Consider the following 22900-nt stretch of genomic DNA (forward strand, 5'->3'; position numbering starts at 1 on the left):
ATATCCCGCCCGCTGAGGCTGAGGCAAACTACTACAGGCAACTCAGAAATGCCGCTGACTTGCCTGCATTAACTTAAACCAACCGGCCTCCACGATTCCCGGCGCGGTTCATCCTGCCTCTCCAAAAAAAAGCAAGCGCGTCTTGACGAAGAAAAACCACGCGGTATCGGGTCGACAAATTATTCCTTGACGTGCGCGGGGCATAGAACTACATTAGTACTGCGCTTGAGACAACAAGCGACGGGTTTGGCGACCTGACTTCTAGAGGCGGACGACGACCGCCATATGGCGGTATTTTTTCGTCTGTATACTACGCACGCGTCCAGTTCATGGGCGGGCGATGGTAGGGAGACCTTCGGGTCTGCCGGTTTCCTCTAGATCCGGTTCGCCAACCTTGTCATTCGCCTGCCCACCCCCGTTTGGCGACGAGAGGGCAGGCATCCACTCTAGAGGATGCACCATGTCTACCGTCAAGTCTTCGTCTGCTTCTCCCTCCACACCTGACTACACCGATCCGACGTTTTGCGGCGCGCTGATGAATGACCATTGGGTCACCGGCGACGACGCTGAATTTGCCATGGTTCCAGCGAACCTCGTCGCTGATGTGTATCGCGCGTCTAACGCGATCAGCACAATCGCCCGGCTGGTTCATAACAGCAGCTGCGAGCCGGGAATGTCGAACGCTGAACCTCTCGGACAAGCAGCTCACTTGGGGCTGCTGAACGCGGCCGAGCTCATCGGCCAGTACCTGACCGAAGTTGCGGATCGAATGGTGGAAGGCCTGCAACTGGCCAAGCACGCGAAAGAGTCTGCGGAGGTGCGTCATGACTGACATTCGCGCACTCAAGACGCTTCCTGATACGCTTCCCGAGGTCAGTGTGATGACCAGTTTCCTGTCGGTTACGGCCGGTCTGCCGGTTCTAGACGCCCTGCAAGCGTCATCGTGCCATCTCGGCGTTGTGCTGGACGTGTTGAGCGAGACGGCATGCAATAGCACCGAATATACGAGCCAGCTGTATGCCGTTCTCACGGCCGCGGGGATAGCCAAGGGGCTACTCGATTCTGCCGTCGCGGCTATCGAGGTCGGAGACAAGGAAGTTCACCATGGCTAAGCGCTACTTGCCCCCGGGATACCGGATTGGCGCCGCGACGTTGGTAGCCAGGCTTCGGGAATGGAAAGCAGACCCGGAGCACAACTACCCGCATCAGACTGCGGCAAAGATTCGCGAGGCTGCTGCGGGCCTGAATGGTGCCGAGCGCGCCGGATTCGATGATGCCCTGGCGCTGCTATTCCACATGTACGCGTTCGAGGGCGGCGGGCCGTATTTTGACTGTTGGGACCCGATCAAAGAGTTAGAGGATTCCGACTACTGGCTCGGGATCTGACGTTCTGCGCCGCAGCATGCCGCACGGAATCCGTGCGGCATAATCGTTTCAACCGCGCCTAGCTCGACGGGGCGAACGCAGGGCTCCCTTACCCTGTTGGCGCGGCTCTTCTATAAGGGGCGTGAGGGGCGCGTATGTCGAAAGCGAGAAAGCCACCAGCGGATGAATCGACAGTTGTCTACAGGACATTGAAAGAATCGTGGAACATGGATGAGGTGTGGCCATGGCTTAAAAGAAGTTTTACCAATCGAGATGATCAGGAGGCGCTCAGACAAGTCGGTATCCTAACGAAAAAAACCATGGGGTTAGAGATTGAATTAGCGGAGAAAATGACGGAATTGTTTTTGTCGGAGGATGCGACCTTGGGTGACTACGCAAGGTTGATTGCCGAAAACGGCATCAGTGCGGCAAGTCTCTGGTTTTGCGCGGGAATGCTGCAGGGCAAGAAAAATGATACGCTGATCGAACAGTTACTTCGAGATCGACAAAGAAGCGCGAGCTTCGCGCGATATTCCAAAGATCCTAAGCAGCGCGCGAAGGCAGAGGTCAAGAAGTTGTGGGAAATGTGGCGCTGTGATCCTTCTCGATATCCGTCAAAGGCAGCCTTTGCGCGCGACATGCTCGATAAATTCGATGAGTTAAAGAGTTCGAAAAAGATCGAAGACTGGGTGCGTGCCTGGGAAAAGGAGACAACCTGAAGCCCCATCCTCACCATCCCGGGATGGTGAGTAACCGTGCCGGGATAGAGGTTTTCACACAGTAGCCTGGTGTCTAGCATTCGTCCACCAACTTGCCAACAGTGACGAAAGATGCCGAAAGTGAATCTGTCGAGACCCTCCTGCTGTCTCAGCAATCGAGCTATTCCTCATGGCGGAATGCCTACGACTGTTCCGGGAATGGTTTCCGCCGAGCGTCTATTGAGTAAGTCGATTGCGGCGCAAGCACCTGTAGCGTGGATCGCGCGCGTGATATTTCGTCGTGAAGTCGCTGAATGTCCGCATCGGTCGTGCCTTGCTGCAAGGTCTTCAACGCCGCAGCTTCCAGCGCGTCGATCGTCTGCTCAAACAGCATCCGAGCCAGTTCGAGTCGGACCTGGATATCCTTTCGATCTCCTTCCATCACCTGCGTTAGCTGTTCGATAACGCGATGAAGATGGCCGAGATCCGAGCTCTTGGAAAGTCGTTCGATTATCTCCGCGTTCATGGAGCGGCCGGCCTTTTCTGCGCTGACCGCAATGTCTGCGTGGAGGTGCCGCGGCAGGCGCAGCGCTGTCTTGATGTACTCGTCCTGAGTAGCCATGGTGACCTCTTGACTCCAATTTGCCTCCAAAATGAAGTTGCCTTCAAATTGGAGGCAAGTTATGCTTCTAACGTGCCTTCGTTTTGAAGGCATGATAGTGGCAAATGGGCGAATTTGGGAAGAAAGTTACTAGGGAACGACCATGAAGAGTGACGGACCAGCGCATAGCGAACGGATGTTGCCGACGGTCGGGCTGTCGACGTGGCGCCAAATCGCCCCGTATCTGCCCATCGGCCGGGAGACCTGGCGCAAGCTATGCATCGCCGGGAAAGCGCCGAAACCGATTCGGCTTTCCGAAAAGTGCACGGTGTACAGCAACGCCGAAGTGCACCGGTGGCTGGCGGATCCGCTTGGCTACGTCGCGACGTCCCCGGAAGATCGGGAGGCGGCGTGAATAGGGTCGATCACGCCAGCGATTGCGCAATGCACAACGAACCGGCATATCCGGATGGTCCGTGCAATTGCGGCGCCGAATTCAAAGCTCAGCGTAGATATGCTGCATGGCTGAGTCGTTGCGTTTATAACCAGGTCGCGCGCTTTGGAAGACAGTGCCGTTCTCGTGTAGAGAGCCTATTTCGTCCGTCCGGAGAAGCTTCCAGCCGACATAGTTCCCGGACTGGCTGCCGCCAGCAGTCTGATAGCAGCGGAGCAGGTAATGACCTTCATCGCTGACCCCGTACGCATGCGGCTCGACGACGCGGGAATAGCCGTCGTATCGAAGCTCAAGAACTCGCATATGGCCGATGGCCTCGATGAGTTGTTGGTGGAAGCGCATGAATGTCCCCGAAGGAGTAGTCGTTTTGGTTACGGCATCGGCAATTCTACTGCCGGCGCGGATTCCCACCTGAAAGACGGGGGAAGCGACGTGATGCTGCATACGAACGTCATCGACAAGGTCATCAAGGTCTATCCGGTATTCCGTGAGTTCCACGGAATGGGGGACGTGATCAAGCACGTTGCTGCGACTACCGAGAATCGTGAAAACCTGACACGTACAAGGCCTTGTGCGGCTTCTTTTCTGGCATCGAAGGCAGTTCTGACGGGGCTCAGAGCTCGTATGGCAGTCGTTTTGGCCGGATTTGGCCCGAGTACGCCATAAAAAAGGGAAATCGATTTAGCCTATATATATCGACTGCCAATCGATGGAGTAAGAGGGAAGCCCCGTTTTCGGGGAGAGTTGAGGTAAGCCGAACCCTCCGGCAAACCGAACCGGCTTGGCCGCCGGCAGCTTTCCCCAAAGGCGGGGCTTTTATTTTGTCTAATTCCGACTACTTAGTAAGTCTTGGGCAAGGATGGTAAGAATGAATCGCATCGATCTTGACGTCGTTGTTGGTAATCCCCCGTGTCAGAGTTTTCGAACTATTTGGCGGCTCCGGTGGTTTGTTCGTCCCGACCTGAATCAGTGGTCGATCGACCAAGCGGAAGTAGCACCCGTAACCGGTCAAGCCCGTGCTGACTATGAGCGTGAGCTGCGTATCAGCGCGCTCGGAAACCTCGTGGAGTCGCCTGGCCTCGCCGCGGTGTGGCTGACCGACCCGGACAAGACGAAGTTCGCGAACTTCCCGGCCATCTACAAGGACGCGATCCCGCTCTGCGAGAACCTGAAGCAGCAGATCAACGAGTCGATGGACGTCAATGACGCCATGCTCGGCAAGATGCCCGCCGGCCGGAAGAACCAGGCGCAGATGGCCGCCATGGCGCAGCAGCAGGAATCGAACATCATCGACAACGCGAAGCGGTACGAGGAAGTGATCCTCAACCCGCTGCTCGAATGGATGTTCGAACTCGACCGCCAGTTCCGTACCGAAGAGCTGACCGTTGAAGTGCTCGGCGAGATCGGCGCGCGCGCGAACCTGCAGACGATCCCGCCGCAAGCGTTCGGCGAGCGCTACTTCTTCCGCTGGTGCGGCACGTCGTATCAACAGAACCTGCAGCGCATGCAGCAGATGATCGCCTGGATGAACGTCCTGCGCGGCATCCCGCCGCAGCAGCTCGACGGCCGGCGCTTGAACATCGGGCCGATCCTCGAGTACGGCACGGAGCAGATCTTCGGGCCCGAGGTCGCGCCGCGCATCCTGATCGACGAGCGGAACCTGTTCCATCTCGAGCCCGAGGACGAGAACCTGATGATGCACAACGGCCTGCCTGCTGAGATTCACCAGGCTGACGACGACCGCGCGCACATTGCCTCGCATCTGCAGGCCGCGCAGCTCACGGGCGACGCGGCAGGCCTGTTCCGCGCGCACATTCAGCAGCACCAGCAAGCCATGCAGGCCAAGCTCCAGGCGCAACAGCAACCGAAACCCCAGGGCCAACCAGGCGTGCCCGGCGGCGCGGGTCCTGGTGTCGCGGGTACGCCGCGCGCCGGCGCGCAGCCCGGCCAGCCGCGGCCGCAGGGACCGGCCGGCATGATTCATCCTGATCAGATTGCATCGCCAATGGCGGGGCCGAGGTAAACCATGTCCGATCAATTCCAGATCTCGCAATCGATTCTGCAAATTCTCGGTGGGATGGCGGATCCCGCGTCGTTGAAGCAGGCAATTATCAGCCTGTCGAACCAGACGCAAACCTCGCTGAATACGCTGGCGACTCAATCTCAGACGCCAGGTGGTGTAGCGGGCGGGGATCTATCCGGAAACTACCCGAATCCGACGGTCGCGAAAATCTCCAGCGCATTGATGTCGTACGGTGGCCTTCCGCTTGTTGGCGAAGGCGTCCCTATCCAGATCGCATCCGCTATTCAACTGACGCAAGCATCGAACATTTCGTCGACGACTCTTTATACGGTTCCCGCGGGCGGCGCCGGATGGTACCGAGTGTCAGCTCAGGCCGTCGTAACTCAGGCAGCGACGACATCTTCGACGCTTCCTAACGTCGGTGTCACGTGGACCGATAACGATTCGGGGGTGGCGCTGTCCGCCACTACGATGACACCGACCAACACCGCCAACGCACCGGGTGCGTTCGGACTGGGTTCGCAGATGATGTACGTCAAAGCAGGTACGACTATTCAGTACCAGACGAGCAACTACGCATCGTCCGGCGCCACATCGATGCAATACGCCGCTCGCTTACGTCTCGAGTATCTCGGGTGACCTATGAAACGCTTCGTCGCCCGATGCACGCCGTGGGGAACCATCCAGACCGGCATCTTCTTTCGATCGCTGACGGAGATCGAAAAGGACGCCGTAATTGCACACGAGCGCGCACACCTGATCCGACACGATCCGTGGCGACGTCTCTGGTGGCTTTTGACGCTGCAGCTCATCGTTCGTCCCGAATGGGTCTTCGCGCGCGTGCGTGAGCAGGAACTGGCGGCGGACCAGTATGTGAAGAAGCAGGGCTTGGTCGCAGGCATGCGCATGTTCTTGCGCCGGCACCCGCATCCGGGAAGCGCGCTGCACCCCAGTTCACAGGAAAGGCTAGAGGCGCTCCATGGCTGACGCATTTCGAATCATTCCTCCGCAAGTGCGGGCGGAAGGCAAGGATGTCCCGCCAGAACAGATTCAGGCAGGGTTCAACGCGCTTGCGAATCAGGTCACCACCGCGCTGAACAACGTGGCATCCGATCCGACCGGCCCCGCCGGCGGCGACCTGAGCGGAACCTATCCGAATCCGACCGTGTCGGGCGTGAACGGATCTCCGGCCGGAACGATGGCAAACCAGAACGCGAATGCGGTGAACATCACGGGCGGATCCATCGCCGGCGTGACGGTTGCGACGACATCGCCGATCGGCGTGACGAGCGGCGGCACGGGGCGCAACGCGCTCACGGCGAATGCCGTGATACTCGGAGAGGGATCGAGCCCGGTCAACTTCGCCGCCCCTGGCGCGACGACCGGGGTTCCCCTCGTATCGAACGGTTCGTCGTCCGATCCGTCTTTCGCTACCGCATCGGTTGCGGGAGGTGGAACAGGGCGAACGACGCTCACGGCGCATGGTGTGCTGATCGGCGAAGGCGCTGCGGCAATCAACCAAACCTCCGCTGGTACGTCCGGTCAGCCGTTGCTATCTGGGGGCGCTTCCGCCGATCCGAACTGGGGGACGCTTGCGCCTGCAGCCGGCGGCACGGGGCTGACAACGATCACCACCCATGGCGTCATGATCGGCGAAGGAACCGGGAACGTTGCGACGGTGGGACCAAGCGCGACAGTAGGGCAGGCGCTCATCAGCCAAGGAGCAAGCGCAGACCCCGTATTCGGCTATCCGACCGGCACACTGATCGGCGTTCGCGTTTTCACGTCCAGTACGACCTACACACCTACTGCCGGGACGAACAGCATCATCGTCGCGATTCAGGGTGGCGGCGGCGCAGGCGGCGGCGCAGCGGCAACCGGCGCAGGGCAATTTTCGTGCGGTTCGGGAGGGGCGGCTGGCGGCTACATCCTTCATCGTATGACGAGTGGTTTCAGCGGCGCAACGATCACGATCGGTGCCGCTGGCGTAGCCGCATCTGGCGCTGCAGGCGGTGCTGGGGGGAACACCTCCTTTGCAGGCATCACGGCGAATGGCGGGGCCGGCGGCCCTTCAAACGGCCCAGTCGCTAATGCCGCAACGGCGCCTTCAGCAGGGGGATCCGCTTCTGGCGGCAATATCGTCAATTCCAATGGAGCTATAGGGTTTTGGGGGGTCTCCAATTCAACCTTAGCCTTTGGGGGCATAGGTGCGAATTCGATGCTGGGGGCCGGCGGCATAGAAATGGCTAATGGCGTTGGCGGCGCTGCTTCAGGGTACGGGGCGGGCGGTGGCGCTTCAGTTATCGGTGCGAGTAGCGCAGCACAAGCTGGCGGTGCGGGTTCTCAGGGTGTCGTGATCATCCAGGAGTACAACTGATGAACCGCTACGCATTGGTGCAGAGCGGATTGGTCGTAAATGTCGTGCTCTGGGATGGTCAATCGCCGTGGTCGAATCCATTGACCTCCGTTCTTCTGACGCCGGACTCCCCGGTCTGCCCTGGCTACTCATATGATGGCGTGAATTTCACCGCGCCGCCTTCGCTGCCGCCCCCGATAGTCGTGTGAGTCCAATCGATGCTTGGGAAAGGCGGGAAACCGCTATACAAATCGCACAACCCTGATCAGGAGATCATCGTGCGCAAAACCATTCTGGCTCGTCTCGTCGGCCTCATTTTCCCGGCTATCGGCCCCGGTCAGAACCCGAACGTGCCTATGAACGGTGCGTTGCCCGACCAGACCGGTTTGAACGCCTCGATTCTCGGCATCAACCCGCTGCAGGAAGCGATCTATAACGCGGACGCCGCGACGGCATCGAAGACACTTTCGGCAACCGAAATCAGTGGCGCCGCGCAGTGCTTTCTCGCCTTCACCGGAACTTTCGGCGCCGGCGGTGCAATCACATTGCCGACGGTCGCCAATCTGATTGCCGCACTCCCTGCCGTAGTGCAAGGCAGCCCGGCGGGTTTGACTTGGCAGCTGCGGGTCATCAATGTCGCTACCACGCAGACGTTGACCGTGACGACAAACACCGGATGGACGCTCGCCGGAACGATGACCATCGCCACAACGGTCTTCCGTGACTTCGTGATCACCATCACCAGCGCGACAACGGCCAGCATCCAAGCCGTGGGCGCTGGCAACGCATAAGGGCGACCATGAGCAAGCTTCTGCAGCGACTTCTCGGCTTTTTGTTTCCCGGCGTCGACGATGACGGTGTGGCGGATCCTGGCGGTGATCCTGGGAGCGCTGGCGCTGACGATGATGGCACTAGCGGTGGCGATTCTGTTACCGGCGCTGGCGCTGCTGATGCTCCGGATGACGATTTCGACTTCGATTTCGTCGAGCCCGCAGCGCCCACGCGGCGCTCGACGTCTGATGCGGATCGCCTGGCCGCGCTCGAAGCGGAAGTAGAGCGCCGCGGCCGGCTGGCCGATACTGCACGCACCCCTGCGCCGGCTGCTCCGGATCGGGATTTCGAAGCCGAAGAAGCGCGTCTGCGCGATCCGCATCTTGATCCGACGGAGCGCTGGCAGATCGAGTCGAATCGGATATTGCGCCAGAGCCAACAGGCTGCTCAGGCTGCGCTGTTCCAAGCACAGGATGTGCGCGATCAGACGCTGTTCGAATCGAAGATCGCATCCGATCCGCATCGCGCACGTTATGCCGGTTTTCGACTCGAGCTGCTCATCCGTCAACCGCTGTCCTCGACACGCGGTCCAAATCGCGCGCAGATCGTCGACGCGCGGCGTGCGAAGGTCGATGCATTCCTCGTGTACGCGCCAGGTGTGCGGGGTCGGGATTACGGTGTACTCCGATGTATTCGCGTAGGAGCGCGTTATCCGGTCCATCGTCATCGGGCATTCCACGAATACGAGGACGTCTGCCGGGCCCGCCCGGTCGGAATACGTGTAGCGATCAAGCAACACGCCACCGTTGTCCCGCCATCTAGCCAACTGCCCATCGCTCGCACGATCCCACCACGCCCATACGCAGACGGGGAGATCGGCGATCGATGCGCTCTTGAAGAACACCGGCTTGATCGTGGTGTATCCACGGTTCACCAGCACATGAGTGAATCCTGCGAAGGCCTTCCGGATCGAGGCAGCGGTGTCGGTCGTGGAATAGAGCTGCATTCCGGTCTGCTACTTGCGCCCGACTGCCTGCGACGCCGGACAGGGCGCTTCGGGTGCTTCGCATGGACGCAATACCGGGCCAATTTGGCCGCCTGACGTCGCATTGCGCGCTACCGGAGGCCCCGGATCGTCTCCACCCCCACACGCGGCACAAGCGAGCAGAATTGCAACTGCCAACGAAACACGAAATGCTCCACCGAAGTTCTTTGCCATGACGATCTCCTTGCGCGATGATCAAAGTTGATCAGTTCGTTGTTTGGTTACAACGACAAACTGACAGCTTCTTCGCAAGGGGGCATATGTGGGGGCATTTCGAAAAGACGAACTCGGCGAAAGCCAATAGATACTGGGTGAGGCGGCTTAATGTGAATCCGGCCTCACACCAGAAGTCGAACCAGCACCCGTCAGGATGCCGTTCCCGAAAAAGCGCTGCCGGTCGGCTGACCGCAGCGCTTTTTCGTTTCTGGCGGGTCTACTCCCAGAAGCTCCGGATTGCGACCGCCACGATCACCGGCACCGAGAACACCAGCGGGATCGCGAAATACTGCGCTTCGCGATCGACGATCCAGCTATAGATCACCCACGCCGCGCCGATCGCGAACGTGATGAGGCCGACCGCCACGGCGGCGATGTTCAGCACCAGCTTCGAAGGCTGGCGGCGCGTTTTGGCGTTGTCGTCGTTATCGCGCGGGGACGATTTCATCGGAAGAGTGCGGCCTCGGGCCGAAACAGGGGTAAAAGCACAGGAAACCCCATCCGCACGGATCGCGCAAGGGCCGGCGCATGCCGGCCCCATCATGTTCATTCCCGAGCGTTACAAGTTACAACCCGAACGACGCAGCCAGTTCGTCGAGCAACTCGCGCTGGAACGCGACGAACCGCTCGCCCGGCTGCTGCGCGATCGCGAGGTCGAGCATCGGATCGGCGACGTCGGTGCGAATGCCGGCGAGCTCCTCGACGATCGCGAGCCCGCAGAACGGCACGTACGCCTCCGAATAGCCGCCTTCGTGAACGATCACGAGCCGCCCGCCGCAATGGCGCTGCGCGGCATCTTTCACCGCGCGCGTCATGAACCGGTAGCTGTCGGTATGCAGCTGCATGCGCGCGAGCGGATCGACCGCGCTCGCGTCGAGGCCGCTCGCAACGACGATCAGCTCGGGCCGGAAACGCTCCAGCGCCGGCAGTACGATCCGCTCGGGCAGTACGATCCGCTCGAATGCGTAGCGATATGCGTCGTCGCCACTACCCGCGAGCAGCGGCACGTTCAGGCTCGCACCGATACCCGCGCCTTCGCCGCGATCGTCCGCGCCGCTGTAGCCGGGCGGGAAGCAGCGGCCCTGGTGCAGCGAGATCGTCAGTGTGTCCGGATCGTCATGGATCGCGCAACAGATGGCGATTTCGCCGACGACCGTGCGCCGCTACCTGTGCTGTGCGTACCGCAAGCTCGGCATGCACGACAAGAGCCAGATCGCGGGCGTGCTCGGCGCGACGGGCGGCGCGACCGACGACGAACCGGTGGAAGCGGGCGGCGAGCCGCGCTGAATCGCTCGAACGCGCGCACGTGGCACGCTCCCGCCCTAATGGTTGTGTCCGCAACCATTGAGCGTTATGCTCGTCAGCTCCCGGGAGACGGAATTCCATCATGAACGACATGAATTCAGGGTCGGTGCGCGCGGCGGTGGTCGGTGTCGGCGCGATCGGCGGATTGCTTGCGGCCGCACTGTCGCGGGCCGGCATGACCGTGAGCGCATATGCACGCGGCGCGACGCTCGACGCGCTGAACGCGCACGGCGTGCGCGTGATCGACGAGGCGGGCGTCACATCGTCGGTGCCGGTGCGCGCGAGCGACGATGCGGCCGCGCTCGGCGTGCAGGACTACGTGGTGATCGCGCTGAAGGCGCAGGCGCTGCCGGCGCTGGCCGCGCGCCTTGCGCCGCTGGTCGGGCCGGACACCGTGATCGTCGCGGCGATGAACGGGCTGCCGTGGTGGTTCACGCATGGGCTCGAAGGGCCGATCGACAACGTGCCGCTCGACGCGGTCGATCCGGCCGGCGCGGTGTCGGCGGCGCTGCCGCCCGCGCAGGCGATCGGCTGCGTCGTGCACCTGTCGTCGAGCACTGACGCGCCGGGCGTCGTGCGCCGCGGGCGCGGCAACCGGCTGATCGTCGGCGCACCCGATCCGCGGCTCGACACGGCCGCCGCACGGTTCGCCGCGGCGCTCGCGGCGGGCGGGTTCGACGTCGAGTCAACGCCCGCGATCCGGACCGAAATCTGGACGAAGCTGTGGGGCAACATGAACATGAATCCGCTGAGCGCGCTGACGGGGTCGACGGCCGAGCAGTTGCTCGACGACCCGTTCACGCAGGATCTCGCGCTGCGGATGATGGAGGAGGCGACCGCGATCGGCGCGAAGCTCGGCTTGTCGACGGGGATGAGCGGGCCCGAACGGATCGCGGTCACGCGCAAGCTCGGCGCGTTCAGGACGTCGATGCTGCAGGATTTCGAAGCGGGGCGTCCGCTCGAGATCGGGCCGATCCTCGGCGTGTTTCCTGAGCTCGGGCGCAAGCTCGATGTGCCGACCCCGTATTGCGACGCGGTGCTCGGACTGCTGCGCCAGCGTGCGGCCAACAGCGGGCTGTAGCGTCTGCGAGGCTGATGGATTCGCGGTCGCGGTCGCGGGCAACGCGGCGAAGCGCGCTCCTTGGCGGGTGTCGCCGCATGATGCAAAACGGGCCGCCCGGTCGCTGGTTACGCGGCCCGGGCGGCCCGTCGAATTCGTCGGATCGATGCCGCCGGCAGGGCTCGATCGTCTGCCGATGCCGAGCCCGCCAGGCTCAGTCGTCCCGCTCGATTGCGTGCGCAACGACCTTGTCGAGCAGCCGCTCGAACGTCTGGCGTTCGCTGTCGGACAGGCACGCGAGCAACCCGTCGTTCCACTTGCGCACGATCGGCATGATCTTGCGATGCAGCGCGCGGCCGTCGGCGGTCAGCGCGATCAGCACGATCCGGCCATCCTCGTCGCTCGCGCTGCGCTCGAGCAGCCCCTGGCGCAGCAGCGCTTCGGCCGCGCGACTCGCCTGGCTCTTGTCGAGATTGGTGTGGCGCGCAAGATCCATGATCGAGAACGGACCGAACGCGCCGACGGCGGCGATCACGCGTGCCTCGGGCAGCGAGATGTCGAGCTTGTGCCGGTACACCTCGCCGATCCCGCGGTCGGATCGCTTCGTGAGTGCATGGAGGCGATAGGTCAGAAACTGATCGAGCCCGGTTTGACGGCCTTTCATGTCGAATCCTGAAGAAAAAGGGCGGGCCCGATTGTTCCTGTATCGCGCGCTCGGGTCAACGGTCAGTGTGCGCCATACTTCAGGCGTGTCAATTGCTCCGCTTCGTTCGCGAGCAGGTTCGCCGCGTCGCGGATCGCGACGTCGAGCGTGATCGGCCCGGGAGCCGGCGAGAAGCAGCCGGAAAAATGTTCGGACAGGCGCGGCAGCGCGGCCGGGTCGACCGCGCCCGACAGCAGCGACGCGGGCACGCCTGCGGCCTGTGCGTGCCGGCACGCGATGAACGGCGCCTTGCCGTGCAGCGTCTGCACGTCGGAGCGGCCTTCGCCGGTGATCAGCCAGTCGGCGCCGGCGAGCGCCGCATCGAGCCCGACTTGCCGCGCGACCACTTCGGCGCCGGCTTCGAACTGCGCGCCGAGCATGTACAGCGCGAAACCGAGGCCGCCCGCGGCGCCGGCGCCGGGCAGGTCGCGAGCGCGTCGGTCGAGCGCGGCTTCGAGCAGGTCGGCGAAATGGCCGAGCGCCGCGTCGAGGGTCGCAACCTGCGCGGACGTCACGCCTTTTTGCGGGCCGAATACGGCGGTCGCGCCGTGCGCGCCCGTCAGCGGGTTGTCGACGTCGGACATGCCGACGAATTCCGCTTCCTTCAGGCGCGGGTCGAGTCCCGACGCGTCGAGGCGCGCGATGTCGGCGAGCCGCGACGGCACGGGCTCGACCGGCTGGCCTGCCGCGTCGAAGCATTGCAGGCCGAGGCCCGCGAGCAGCCCGGCACCCGCATCGTTGGTGCTGCTGCCGCCGAGCGCGACGAAGAAGCGGCGCACGCCGTCGTCGAGCAGCGTGCGGATCGCGTCGCCCATCCCGCGCGTGCTGCGCGCGTCGACCGGCACGCTCATGCCGACCGGGTCGGTAATGCCGACGATCTCGGCCGTCTCGACGATCGCGGTGCGCGCGTCGATCACGCCGACCGCCGTGTCGCGTGCCGCGAGCGACGCGCCGGCCACCCGCAGCGAGCGCCGCGTGCCGCCGCCTGCCAGCATCGCGTCGAGCGTGCCTTCGCCGCCGTCGGCCATCGGGCAGCAGCGCACGACCGCGTCGGGGCGGGCGCGGCGGATGCCGGTGGCGATCGCGTCCGCGACCTGCTCGGCGGAAAGCGAGCCTTTGAACGAATCGGGCGCGATGACGACGACAGGCGCGGACGGGTGTTGCGGCATGGTGTCTCCGGAAGGCGTGATTGGTGTGAAGAACGGCAGGGGCCGCGACGGCGGCGCACCCTCAATTGGAGCTTACAGGATGGCGGGCCCGCGGTGGATACGGCGTACGGCATAGCGGCGATCCGCGCGCATTGCCGTGCAAGGGGCCGCCGACATGGCGCAGACGCATGCGCGTCGCGCCGAACTGGAGGTGCGAGGAAAATTGTTTGCTAGAATAGTCGATTCTTCCGGCCAAAGCCGTGCTCCGAGCCGCTTGCGCTAGCCATCCGGCGCGTGCAGGGATGGCGTGGCGCTCCGGCGCGGCGTGTGAACGTGACCCTCACTTCACGCCGCAGGCAGGCACGGCAAGGAAAACCCGATTCGCTCGAATAATTTTAGGACGATTGAAGCCATGGCTAACGTTGTTGAGAACCTCGGCAAGCTTGAACGCCGCGTGACGATTTCCCTGCCGAAAGACACCGTGCAGAAGGAAATCGACGCCCGTATCCAGAAACTCGCGAAGAACGTGCGCATGCCGGGTTTCCGCCCGGGCAAGGTGCCGCTGAAGATGGTTGCGCAGCAGTACGCGGGCCAGGTCGAGGCGGAAGTGCTGAGCGACAAGATCGGCCAGGAGTTCTTCACGATCAGCCGCGCGGAAAACCTGCGCGTCGCCGGCCAGCCGAGCTTCGAGCCGAAGCAGGAGCAAGCCGAAGATGCGTACGCGTTCGACGCGACGTTCGAGGTCTACCCGGAAGTGAAGATCGGCGATCTGGCGACGGCTGAAGTCGAGCGCTCGACGACGTCGATCGGCGACGCCGAAATCGACCGCACGCTGGACATCCTGCGCAAGCAGCGCGTGCACTACCACGCACGCGGCGAAGCCGGCGAGCACGGCGACGGCGGTGCGGACACCGCAGCGAAGAACGGCGACCGCGTGACGGTCGACTTCGTCGGCAAGATCGACGACGTCGCGTTCCAGGGCGGCACGGCCGAAGATTTCCCGTTCGTGCTCGGCGAAGCCCGCATGCTGCCGGAATTCGAAACCGCGGCGCTGGGCCTGAAGGCCGGTGAATCGCGCACGTTCGACCTGAAGTTCCCGGACGACTACCACGGTGCCGACGTCGCGGGCAAGACCGCGCAATTCACGGTCACGATGAAGAAGATCGAGTGGCCGCACCTGCCGGAAATCGACGGCGAATTCGCGAAGTCGCTCGGCATCGAAGACGGCGATCTCACGAAGATGCGCGGCGAGATCAAGGAAAACCTCGAGCGCGAAGCGAAGCGCCGCACGCAGTCGATCGTCAAGAACCAGGTGATGGACGCGCTGCTGAAGATTTCCGAACTCGACGTGCCGAAGGCGCTGATCGAGCAGGACCAGCAACGTCTCGTCGAAATGGCTCGCCAGGATCTGGCGCAGCGCGGCGTGCCGAACGCGAAGGACGCACCGATCCCGGCCGAGATGTTCGCCGAGCAGGCCGAGCGTCGCGTGAAGCTGGGCCTGGTGCTGGCCGAGCTCGTGAAGTCGAACAGCCTCGAAGCGAAGCCGGAACAGATCCGCGCGGAAGTCGACGAGTTCGCGAAGAGCTACGAAGACCCGAAGGAAGTGGTCCGCTGGTATTATTCCAACCAGCAGCGCCTCGCCGAGATGGAAGCGTTCGTCGTTGAAAGCAACGTCGTCGATTTCGTGCTGGGCAAGGCAAAGGTGACGGACAAGGAAGTGAGCTTCGAGGCACTCGCGAGCGCATCGGCGCAAGCGTAAGTGTCGCTCTAGCGGCGTGCCGGCTGTCGGAGCGACGGCCTGCACGCCGTTTTTACGTCAAGCGCACGGTTGCCATTAATATGGCGATTGAGCGGGCGGCTTCCCTCCGTTCAATTTTCCATTCGAACAAGGTTCATTGAATGATCACTCGCGCTGAATTGCTGGACATGCTTGCTTCGAACGCGCCGCAGGGTTTCGAGGCGCAAGCACTGGGGCTGGTGCCGATCGTCGTCGAAACGAGCGGCCGCGGCGAGCGTTCGTACGATATCTATTCGCGTCTCCTGAAGGAGCGCCTGGTGTTCATGGTCGGCGAAGTGAACGACCAGACCGCCAACCTCGTGGTCGCGCAGCTGCTGTTCCTCGAAAGCGAGAATCCCGACAAGGACATCAGCCTGTACATCAACAGCCCGGGCGGGTCGGTGTCGGCCGGCATGGCGATCTACGACACGATGCAGTTCATCAAGCCGGACGTATCGACGCTGTGCATGGGCCTCGCGGCCAGCATGGGCGCGTTCCTGCTCGCGTCGGGCGCGAAGGGCAAGCGCTTCGCGCTGCCGAACTCGCGCGTGATGATCCACCAGCCGCTCGGCGGCGCACGCGGCCAGGCATCCGACATCGAGATCCAGGCGCGCGAAATCCTCTACCTGAAGGAGCGGCTGAACCAGTTGCTCGCGCAGCACACGGGCCAGGACGTCGAGCGCATCGCGCGCGACACCGACCGTGATAACTTCATGTCGAGCGAAGACGCGAAGGCGTACGGGTTGATCGACCAGGTGCTGCTGAAGCGCCCGTAAACTTTTAAGTGGGGTGCCGCCCCGATTCGCGCGGCGCCCCTGCGATGTTCCGCACGCCCCGAGCCTCTGCGGCAAGCGCATCCGGCCGGCTCCGGTCGCGCCCTAGGCGCGGCGTTCGGAGCATTCGGCGTATCATGTCATTTACCTGTCCGGAGGCTCTACATTCATGGCGGACAAAAAAGGTTCGAACAGCGAGAAGCTGTTGTATTGCTCGTTTTGCGGGAAAAGCCAGCATGAGGTGAAAAAACTCATCGCGGGCCCGTCGGTGTTCATCTGCGATGAATGTATCGACCTCTGCAACGAGATCATTCGCGACGAGGCGGCTGCCGCCGGCGTCGAGGCCAGCCTGTCCCGGTCGGATCTGCCGAGCCCGCAGGAAATTCGCGACATCCTCGATCAGTACGTGATCGGCCAGGAGCGCGCGAAGAAGATCCTCGCGGTGGCCGTGTACAACCACTACAAGCGCCTGAAGCATCTCGACAAGAAGGACGACGTCGAATTGTCGAAGAGCAACATCCTGCTGATCGGCCCGACGGGCTCCGGCAAGACGCTGCTCGCGCAGACGCTCGCGCGGTTGCTCAACGTGCCGTTCGTGATCGCCGATGCGACGACGCTGACCGAAGCCGGCTACGTCGGCGAGGACGTCGAGAACATCATCCAGAAGCTGTTGCAGAACTGCAACTACGAGGTCGACAAGGCCCAGCGCGGGATCGTCTACATCGACGAAATCGACAAGATCAGCCGCAAGTCGGACAACCCGTCGATCACGCGCGACGTGTCGGGCGAGGGCGTCCAGCAGGCGCTGCTGAAGCTCGTCGAGGGCACGATGGCGTCGGTGCCGCCGCAGGGCGGCCGCAAGCACCCGAATCAGGATTTCATCCAGGTCGACACGACCAACATCCTGTTCATCTGCGGCGGCGCGTTCGACGGTCTCGAAAAGGTGATCACCGATCGCACCGAGAAAACCGGCATCGGCTTCGGCGCGACGGTCAAGAGCAAGCAGGAGCGCGACGCGGGCGAAGTGCTGCGCGAAACGGAACCGGAAGACCTGATCAAATTCGGTCTGATCCCCGAATTGATCGGCCGTCTGCCGGTGGTCGCGACGCTCGGCAAGCTCGATGAAGCCGCGCTGATGAAGATCCTGGTCGAGCCGAAGAACGCGCTCGTCAAGCAGTATCACAAGCTGTTCGCGATGGAGCGCGTCGAGCTGGAGATCCGGCCGGGCGCACTGCAGGCAGTCGCCCGCAAGGCGATCCGCCGCAAGACCGGCGCGCGCGGTTTGCGTTCGATCATCGAACAGGCGTTGCTCGACGTGATGTATGAGCTGCCGACGATGAAAGGGGTCAGCAAGGTCATCATCGACGAGAACGTCATCGATGGGGACGGCAAGCCTTTGCTGATCTACGAGGACACGCCGAAGGTGGCGGGTTCGAACTGACCGGCTTGCCGACGATGTTCTGCGAAAAAGGCCGTTCATGAGACCGTGGGCGGCTTTTTTTCGTTTATCTTGTGGGTAACTCTGACTCGACACGCGGTGGTTACTTTCTTACCGAATATTTCCCGCACTTGAAGGCTTGCAATTCGTTGTGGCGGCCTCAATTACCGAACAATTGATTCCACTCATGGGGAAATGAAATGTCAGGCACCCAACTTCTCCCGCCGGAACGCATCACGCTCCCGCTGCTGCCGCTGCGGGATGTCGTCGTTTTCCCGCACATGGTGATTCCGCTCTTCGTGGGCCGGCCGAAATCGATCAAGGCCCTCGAAGCAGCGATGGAAGGCGGCAAGCACATCATGCTCGTCGCCCAGAAAACCGCGGCCAAGGACGAACCGACCGAAAAGGACATGTACGAGGTCGGTTGTATCGCCAACATCCTGCAGATGCTGAAGCTGCCGGACGGCACCGTGAAGGTGCTCGTCGAAGGCCTGCAGCGTGCGAAGGCACTGTCGATCGAAGAACAGGAGACGCAGTTCTCCTGCGACGTGATGCCGCTCGAGCCGGATCATGCCGACAGCGCCGAAACGGAAGCGCTGCGCCGCGCGATCGTGTCGCAGTTCGACCAGTACGTGAAGCTGAACAAGAAGATCCCGCCGGAGATCCTTACGTCGCTGTCGGGCATCGACGAAGCAGGTCGCCTCGCCGACATGATCGCCGAGCGCCTGCCGCTGAAGCTCGACCAGAAGCAGCACATCCTCGAGATGTTCCCGGTCATCGAGCGCCTCGAGCACCTGCTCGCGCAGCTCGAAGCCGAGATCGACATCCTGCAGGTCGAAAAGCGCATCCGCGGGCGCGTGAAGCGCCAGATGGAAAAGAGCCAGCGCGAGTACTACCTGAACGAGCAGGTCAAGGCGATCCAGAAGGAACTGGGCGAAGGCGAAGAGGGTGCCGATCTCGAGGAACTCGAGAAGCGCATCAACGCCGCGCGCATGCCGAAGGAAGCCAAGAAGAAGGCCGATGCCGAGCTGAAGAAGCTGAAGCTGATGTCGCCGATGTCCGCGGAAGCGACCGTCGTGCGCAACTACATCGACACGCTGATCGGCCTGCCGTGGCGCAAGAAGAGCAAGGTCAACAACGACCTGTCGAACGCCGAGCAGGTGCTCGACGAGGATCACTTCGGCCTCGAGAAGGTCAAGGAACGTATCCTCGAGTATCTCGCGGTGCAACAGCGCGTCGACAAGGTCAAGGCGCCGATCCTGTGCCTCGTCGGGCCCCCGGGCGTCGGCAAGACCTCGCTCGGCCAGTCGATCGCCCGTGCGACGAACCGCAAGTTCGTCCGGATGGCGCTCGGCGGCGTGCGTGACGAAGCCGAGATCCGCGGCCATCGCCGTACGTATATCGGTTCGATGCCGGGCAAGATCCTGCAGAGCCTCACGAAGGTCGGCGTGCGCAATCCGCTCTTCCTGCTCGACGAAGTCGACAAGATGGGCATGGATTTCCGCGGCGATCCGTCGTCGGCGCTGCTCGAAGTGCTCGATCCCGAACAGAACCATACGTTCGCCGACCACTACATCGAGGTCGACTTCGACCTGTCGGACGTGATGTTCGTCGCGACGTCGAACTCGCTGAACATCCCGCCGCCGCTGCTCGACCGGATGGAAGTGATCCGTCTGTCGGGCTACACGGAAGACGAGAAGGTCAGCATCGCGCAGCGTTACCTGCTGCCGAAGCAGAAGAAGAACAACGGGCTGAAGGAAGGCGAGGTCGACGTCACCGAGCAGGCGATCCGCGACATCATCCGCTACTACACGCGCGAAGCCGGTGTGCGTTCGCTCGAGCGGGAAGTGTCGAAGATCTGCCGCAAGGTCGTGAAGATGCTGCTGCTGAAGAAGGCATCGGGCGCGATCAAGGTCGATGGCGAGAATCTCGATACGTTCCTCGGCGTGCGCAAGTACGACTTCGGCCTCGCAGCGAAGGAAAACCAGGTCGGCCAGGTGACGGGCCTCGCGTGGACGGAAGTCGGCGGCGACCTGCTGACGATCGAAGCCGCGGTGATGCCGGGCAAGGGCAACGTGATCCGCACGGGTTCGCTCGGCGACGTGATGAAGGAGTCGGTCGAGGCTGCGCGTTCGGTCGTGCGCTCGCGTTCGCGCCGTCTGGGCATCAAGGACGAAGCGTTCGAGAAGCAGGACATCCACATTCACGTGCCGGAAGGCGCGACGCCGAAGGACGGTCCGTCCGCCGGTGGTGCGATGACGACCGCGCTGGTGTCGGTGCTGACGGGTATCCCCGTGCGTGCCGATGTCGCGATGACGGGCGAAATCACGTTGCGTGGCGAAGTGCTGCCGATCGGCGGGCTGAAGGAAAAGCTGCTGGCAGCGCATCGCGGCGGCATCAAGCTCGTGCTGATTCCGGAAGAGAACGTGAAGGATCTCGCGGACATTCCGGACAACGTGAAGAATGCGATCGAGATCGTGCCGGTCCGCTGGATCGACAAGGTGCTGGAACTCGCGCTCGAGCGTTCGCCGACTCCGCTGCCGCCGGAAGAAGAAGCGAAGGCAGCAGCGCCGGTCGGCGAGGCGGCGAAGGATGCCGGCTCGACGGAAGTCGTCAAGCACTGAGACCCTGAGCGCCGTCCTTCCTGACGGTTGTTCACGAAACCCGCGGCGTGTCCGCGGGTTTTTTTTATGTGCACACGGAATCGCGAACGGGTGCGGCAGAAAAAAATTCGTGTCCGGGCTTGGCAAAGTGATCGGGGATGAATTAAACTTGCGGGCTCGCTGGTTGTTGATGCGGAAACGCAGATCGCAGCCAGAACGAATCGGGAACGGGTGCTTAGCTCAGCTGGTAGAGCGGCGCCCTTACAAGGCGTAGGTCGGGGGTTCGAACCCCTCAGCACCCACCAGTTTCCTGATTCAGCCAGACCAAGGAGCGGTAGTTCAGTCGGTTAGAATACCGGCCTGTCACGCCGGGGGTCGCGGGTTCGAGTCCCGTCCGCTCCGCCAGAAAATGAAGAAGCCCGCCTTGTGCGGGCTTTTTCATTTGCGTTTCCGATTGCGCACGCTGGCGGGCGCGTGACTGCGGAGCGGAGCAAGCGCGCCTGCGCATCTGCTTTTCTCCCGTCCCACCCCGTATGTTGTAATATCGGTCGTTTTGTCCAATTTTCCCGTCACGCATGCTCGATTTCTTCCGTAATCACCAGCGCCTGATGATGGCGCTCCTGCTCCTGATCGTGTTGCCGGGGCTGGGTTTCGTCGGGATCCAAGGCTTCCGCGGCTTCTTCGACGACAGTGCGAACGCCGCAGCGGTCAACGGGCACAAGATCACGCGGGTCGAATTCGACGGCGCGTTCCGCCAGCAGATCGACCAGGCGCGTCAGGCGCTCGGTGGGCAGTTCGACATCAAGATGTTCGATACGCCCGAGCATCGCAAGCAGGTGCTCGACGGCCTGATCCAGCAACGTGTGCTGGCCGATGAAACGCAGCGTTTGCACCTGACCGCGTCCGACAATGCGGTGCGCGATGCGCTGATGAGCGACCCGATGATCGCGTCGCTGAAGAAGCCCGACGGTTCAATCGACGTCGAGCGTTACGCGCAACTGCTGTCGTTCCAGGGGATGACGCCCGAGCAGTATCAGGAGCGCGTGCGCTACAGCCTCGCACTGCAGCAGATTCCGGCCAGCATCGTGTCGAGCGCGTTCACGCCGAAGAGCCTCGCGCAACGCCTGTCCGAACTCGCCGCGCAGCAGCGCGACGTGCAGGCGCTCGTGCTGAAGACGAGCGACTACGCATCGAAGGTCCAGCCGACCGACGCGCAGCTCGCCGCATACTACGACGCGCACAAGCAGGGCTTCGCGACGCCCGAGACCGCGACGATCCAGTACCTCGTCTATTCGCCGGCCGCGGCCGCTGCAAGCGCCCAGCCGACCGATGCGGACATCAAGAAGTTCTACGACGACAACCCGACGCACTTCCGCACCGAAGCGCAGGTTCGCGTGAGCCACATCTTCATCGCCGCGGCGAGCAGCGCAAGCGCGGCCGACAAGGCCGCAGCGAAGGCGAAGGCCGAGCAACTGCTCGCCGACGTGAAGGCGCATCCGGACCAGTTCGCGCAGATCGCGCAGAAGAGCTCGCAGGACGCGCCGTCGGCCGCGAAGGGCGGCGACCTCGGCTTCATCACGCGCGGCTCGACGGCGGGCGGCAAGGCGTTCGACGATGCCGCGTTTGCACTCAAGCAGGGCGACGTGAGCGGTGTCGTGCAATCGGATCTCGGCTTCCACGTGCTGAAGGCGACCGAAGTGAAGCCGGCGGCCGTCAAGCCGTTCGCGGAAGTGAAGGACCGGATCGCGATCGACCTGAAGCAGCAGTACGCATCGAAGGCGTTCACGGACAACGCGGAAGGCTTCACGTCGACCGTCTACGAAAAGGCGAAGACGCTGCAGCCGGCCGCGGACAAGTACAAGCTGACGATCCAGACGGCCACCGTCACGCCGACGCCGAATCCGCAGCTGCCGCCGACGAGCCCGCTGAACAATCCGAAGTTCCTGGCCGCCGTGTTCGCGAACGATTCGGTGAAGAACCAGAACAACACGCAGGCGATCGACGTCGGCAACAACACGCTGATCTCGGCGCGCGTGACCGACTACAAGCCGGCTGCCGTGCCCGCGCTCGATGCGATCAAGGACATCGTGCGCCAGAAGGTCGTCGCCGAGCAGGCCGCGGCACTCGCGCAGAAGGACGGTGCGGCGAAGCTCGCCGAGCTGCAGAAGTCGAAGTCGACCGACGGGTTCGCGGCAGCGCAGAAGGTGTCGCGCACGCAATCTCAGGGCCTGACGCCGGCCGCGCTGAGCGCCGTCTACAAGGTCGATGCGAAGACGCTGCCGGCTTACGTCGGCGTCGATCTCGGCGCGGACGGCTACGCGATCTACCGCGTGAACGCGGTGATCCCGGGTACGGCCGTCGATCCGCAGCAACTGGCGGCCGCGCAGCAGCAGATGGCGCAGGTCGACGCGCAAAGCGAAGGCGAAGCGTATCTCGCCGCGCTGCGCGATCGCTCGAAGGTGAAGCTGTACGGGACGACGACCAGCCAGTCGCAGGACGGCGACAACTGAGCATCGTTTCGCACGCAACAATAAAAAGCCCCGCTTCGAGCGGGGCTTTTTGTT

The 22900-nt window shown here is 62.7% G+C and carries 22 protein-coding genes, 2 tRNA genes and 2 pseudogenes; 20 read left to right on the forward strand and 6 right to left on the reverse strand.

Going from position 1 to position 22900, the window contains the following annotated elements; all coding sequences use genetic code 11:
- The first annotated feature begins 460 nt into the window (after positions 1-460).
- The 4 genes from ACNQQL_RS09445 to ACNQQL_RS09460 all read left to right on the forward strand — a co-directional run bounded on the left by ACNQQL_RS09445 (position 461) and on the right by ACNQQL_RS09460 (position 2084).
- Complete coding sequence (locus tag ACNQQL_RS09445) at positions 461-832, forward strand: hypothetical protein (protein WP_347063958.1); 372 nt, start codon at positions 461-463, stop codon at positions 830-832.
- On the forward strand, positions 825-1112 hold the full coding sequence (locus ACNQQL_RS09450) for a hypothetical protein (RefSeq protein ID WP_347063959.1): 288 nt from the start codon (positions 825-827) through the stop codon (positions 1110-1112). Before ACNQQL_RS09445 ends, ACNQQL_RS09450 begins: the two co-directional genes overlap by 8 nt.
- Positions 1105-1386 (forward strand): hypothetical protein, encoded by a 282-nt coding sequence (locus ACNQQL_RS09455; RefSeq protein WP_347063960.1) that lies wholly within the window; start codon positions 1105-1107, stop codon positions 1384-1386. Before ACNQQL_RS09450 ends, ACNQQL_RS09455 begins: the two co-directional genes overlap by 8 nt.
- 206 nt (positions 1387-1592) lie before the next feature.
- Positions 1593-2084, forward strand: coding sequence for a hypothetical protein (locus ACNQQL_RS09460; protein WP_347063961.1), 492 nt, complete (start codon positions 1593-1595; stop codon positions 2082-2084).
- Between the two features lie 181 nt (positions 2085-2265).
- Here the strand turns inward: ACNQQL_RS09460 and ACNQQL_RS09465 are convergent, their stop codons facing one another.
- Positions 2266-2685, reverse strand: coding sequence for an Arc family DNA-binding protein (locus ACNQQL_RS09465; protein ID WP_347063962.1), 420 nt, complete (start codon positions 2683-2685; stop codon positions 2266-2268).
- A 142-nt stretch (positions 2686-2827) separates the two neighbouring features.
- Here ACNQQL_RS09465 and ACNQQL_RS09470 point away from each other — a divergent pair, with 142 nt between their 5' ends.
- The 7 genes from ACNQQL_RS09470 (at position 2828) to ACNQQL_RS09500 (ending at position 7706) form a co-directional block, all read left to right on the forward strand.
- Positions 2828-3079, forward strand: a complete 252-nt coding sequence (locus ACNQQL_RS09470) for a transcriptional regulator (protein ID WP_347063963.1) — start codon at positions 2828-2830, stop codon at positions 3077-3079.
- 261 nt (positions 3080-3340) lie between these two features.
- Positions 3341-3784: a hypothetical protein gene (locus ACNQQL_RS09475; protein WP_347063964.1), complete on the forward strand. Its 444-nt coding sequence runs from the start codon at positions 3341-3343 to the stop codon at positions 3782-3784.
- Positions 3785-3986: 202 nt separating this feature from the next.
- Positions 3987-5141, forward strand: coding sequence for a hypothetical protein (locus ACNQQL_RS09480; RefSeq protein ID WP_347063965.1), 1155 nt, complete (start codon positions 3987-3989; stop codon positions 5139-5141).
- Positions 5142-5144: 3 nt separating this feature from the next.
- A complete protein-coding gene (locus tag ACNQQL_RS09485; protein WP_347063966.1) occupies positions 5145-5780 on the forward strand; it encodes a hypothetical protein in 636 nt (211 codons plus the stop codon).
- A 3-nt stretch (positions 5781-5783) separates the two neighbouring features.
- The gene (locus ACNQQL_RS09490) at positions 5784-6128 is read left to right on the forward strand and encodes a hypothetical protein (protein WP_347063967.1); all 345 of its coding nucleotides are present in this window, start codon (positions 5784-5786) and stop codon (positions 6126-6128) included.
- A complete protein-coding gene (locus tag ACNQQL_RS09495; protein ID WP_347063968.1) occupies positions 6121-7518 on the forward strand; it encodes a hypothetical protein in 1398 nt (465 codons plus the stop codon). The genes ACNQQL_RS09490 and ACNQQL_RS09495 overlap by 8 nt, the downstream gene beginning before the upstream one ends.
- Complete coding sequence (locus ACNQQL_RS09500) at positions 7518-7706, forward strand: hypothetical protein (protein ID WP_347063969.1); 189 nt, start codon at positions 7518-7520, stop codon at positions 7704-7706. Before ACNQQL_RS09495 ends, ACNQQL_RS09500 begins: the two co-directional genes overlap by 1 nt.
- Before the next feature lie 221 nt (positions 7707-7927).
- Here ACNQQL_RS09500 and ACNQQL_RS09505 read toward each other — a convergent pair whose 3' ends face one another.
- From ACNQQL_RS09505 to ACNQQL_RS09515, 3 genes and pseudogenes are all read right to left on the reverse strand, one after another.
- Entirely contained in the window at positions 7928-9274 is a 1347-nt protein-coding gene (locus tag ACNQQL_RS09505; protein WP_347063970.1) for a hypothetical protein, read from the reverse strand.
- A gap of 472 nt (positions 9275-9746) precedes the next feature.
- On the reverse strand, positions 9747-9977 hold the full coding sequence (locus tag ACNQQL_RS09510) for a hypothetical protein (protein ID WP_072437144.1): 231 nt from the start codon (positions 9975-9977) through the stop codon (positions 9747-9749).
- Between the two features lie 118 nt (positions 9978-10095).
- Positions 10096-10650: pseudogene (locus ACNQQL_RS09515) on the reverse strand (class II histone deacetylase); the annotation flags it as partial.
- Between the two features lies 1 nt (position 10651).
- Between ACNQQL_RS09515 and ACNQQL_RS09520 the strand changes: the two are divergent.
- Both ACNQQL_RS09520 and ACNQQL_RS09525 read left to right on the forward strand, forming a co-directional pair.
- Positions 10652-10816 (forward strand): annotated as a pseudogene (locus ACNQQL_RS09520) (LuxR C-terminal-related transcriptional regulator); the annotation flags it as partial.
- Positions 10817-10916: 100 nt separating this feature from the next.
- The gene (locus ACNQQL_RS09525) at positions 10917-11915 is read left to right on the forward strand and encodes a 2-dehydropantoate 2-reductase (RefSeq protein ID WP_347063971.1); all 999 of its coding nucleotides are present in this window, start codon (positions 10917-10919) and stop codon (positions 11913-11915) included.
- Positions 11916-12108: 193 nt separating this feature from the next.
- On the opposite strand, the gene ACNQQL_RS09530 is transcribed toward ACNQQL_RS09525, so the two are convergent.
- Together ACNQQL_RS09530 and ACNQQL_RS09535 are read right to left on the reverse strand one after the other, a co-directional pair.
- Entirely contained in the window at positions 12109-12558 is a 450-nt protein-coding gene (locus ACNQQL_RS09530) for a MarR family winged helix-turn-helix transcriptional regulator (RefSeq protein WP_072437146.1), read from the reverse strand.
- A gap of 62 nt (positions 12559-12620) precedes the next feature.
- On the reverse strand, positions 12621-13766 hold the full coding sequence (locus tag ACNQQL_RS09535) for a glycerate kinase (RefSeq protein WP_347063972.1): 1146 nt from the start codon (positions 13764-13766) through the stop codon (positions 12621-12623).
- A 391-nt stretch (positions 13767-14157) separates the two neighbouring features.
- Between ACNQQL_RS09535 and tig the strand changes: the two genes are divergently transcribed.
- The 7 genes from tig to ACNQQL_RS09570 all read left to right on the forward strand — a co-directional run bounded on the left by tig (position 14158) and on the right by ACNQQL_RS09570 (position 22846).
- The gene (gene tig / locus ACNQQL_RS09540; RefSeq protein ID WP_347063973.1) at positions 14158-15504 is read left to right on the forward strand and encodes a trigger factor; all 1347 of its coding nucleotides are present in this window, start codon (positions 14158-14160) and stop codon (positions 15502-15504) included.
- A 140-nt stretch (positions 15505-15644) separates the two neighbouring features.
- On the forward strand, positions 15645-16298 hold the full coding sequence (clpP, locus tag ACNQQL_RS09545) for an ATP-dependent Clp endopeptidase proteolytic subunit ClpP (protein WP_010092137.1): 654 nt from the start codon (positions 15645-15647) through the stop codon (positions 16296-16298).
- Between the two features lie 166 nt (positions 16299-16464).
- Complete coding sequence (clpX, locus tag ACNQQL_RS09550) at positions 16465-17736, forward strand: ATP-dependent Clp protease ATP-binding subunit ClpX (RefSeq protein WP_006489345.1); 1272 nt, start codon at positions 16465-16467, stop codon at positions 17734-17736.
- Between the two features lie 197 nt (positions 17737-17933).
- Entirely contained in the window at positions 17934-20357 is a 2424-nt protein-coding gene (lon, locus tag ACNQQL_RS09555; RefSeq protein ID WP_072437149.1) for an endopeptidase La, read from the forward strand.
- 208 nt (positions 20358-20565) lie between these two features.
- A tRNA-Val gene (locus ACNQQL_RS09560) sits at positions 20566-20641 on the forward strand.
- A 23-nt stretch (positions 20642-20664) separates the two neighbouring features.
- Positions 20665-20741: transfer RNA gene (locus ACNQQL_RS09565), tRNA-Asp, on the forward strand.
- Between the two features lie 170 nt (positions 20742-20911).
- Positions 20912-22846: a SurA N-terminal domain-containing protein gene (locus ACNQQL_RS09570; protein ID WP_347063974.1), complete on the forward strand. Its 1935-nt coding sequence runs from the start codon at positions 20912-20914 to the stop codon at positions 22844-22846.
- The last annotated feature ends 54 nt before the right edge of the window (positions 22847-22900 follow it).

The organism is Burkholderia sp. LFS061 (assembly GCF_047978125.1).
Taxonomy (GTDB): domain Bacteria; phylum Pseudomonadota; class Gammaproteobacteria; order Burkholderiales; family Burkholderiaceae; genus Burkholderia; species Burkholderia pyrrocinia_C.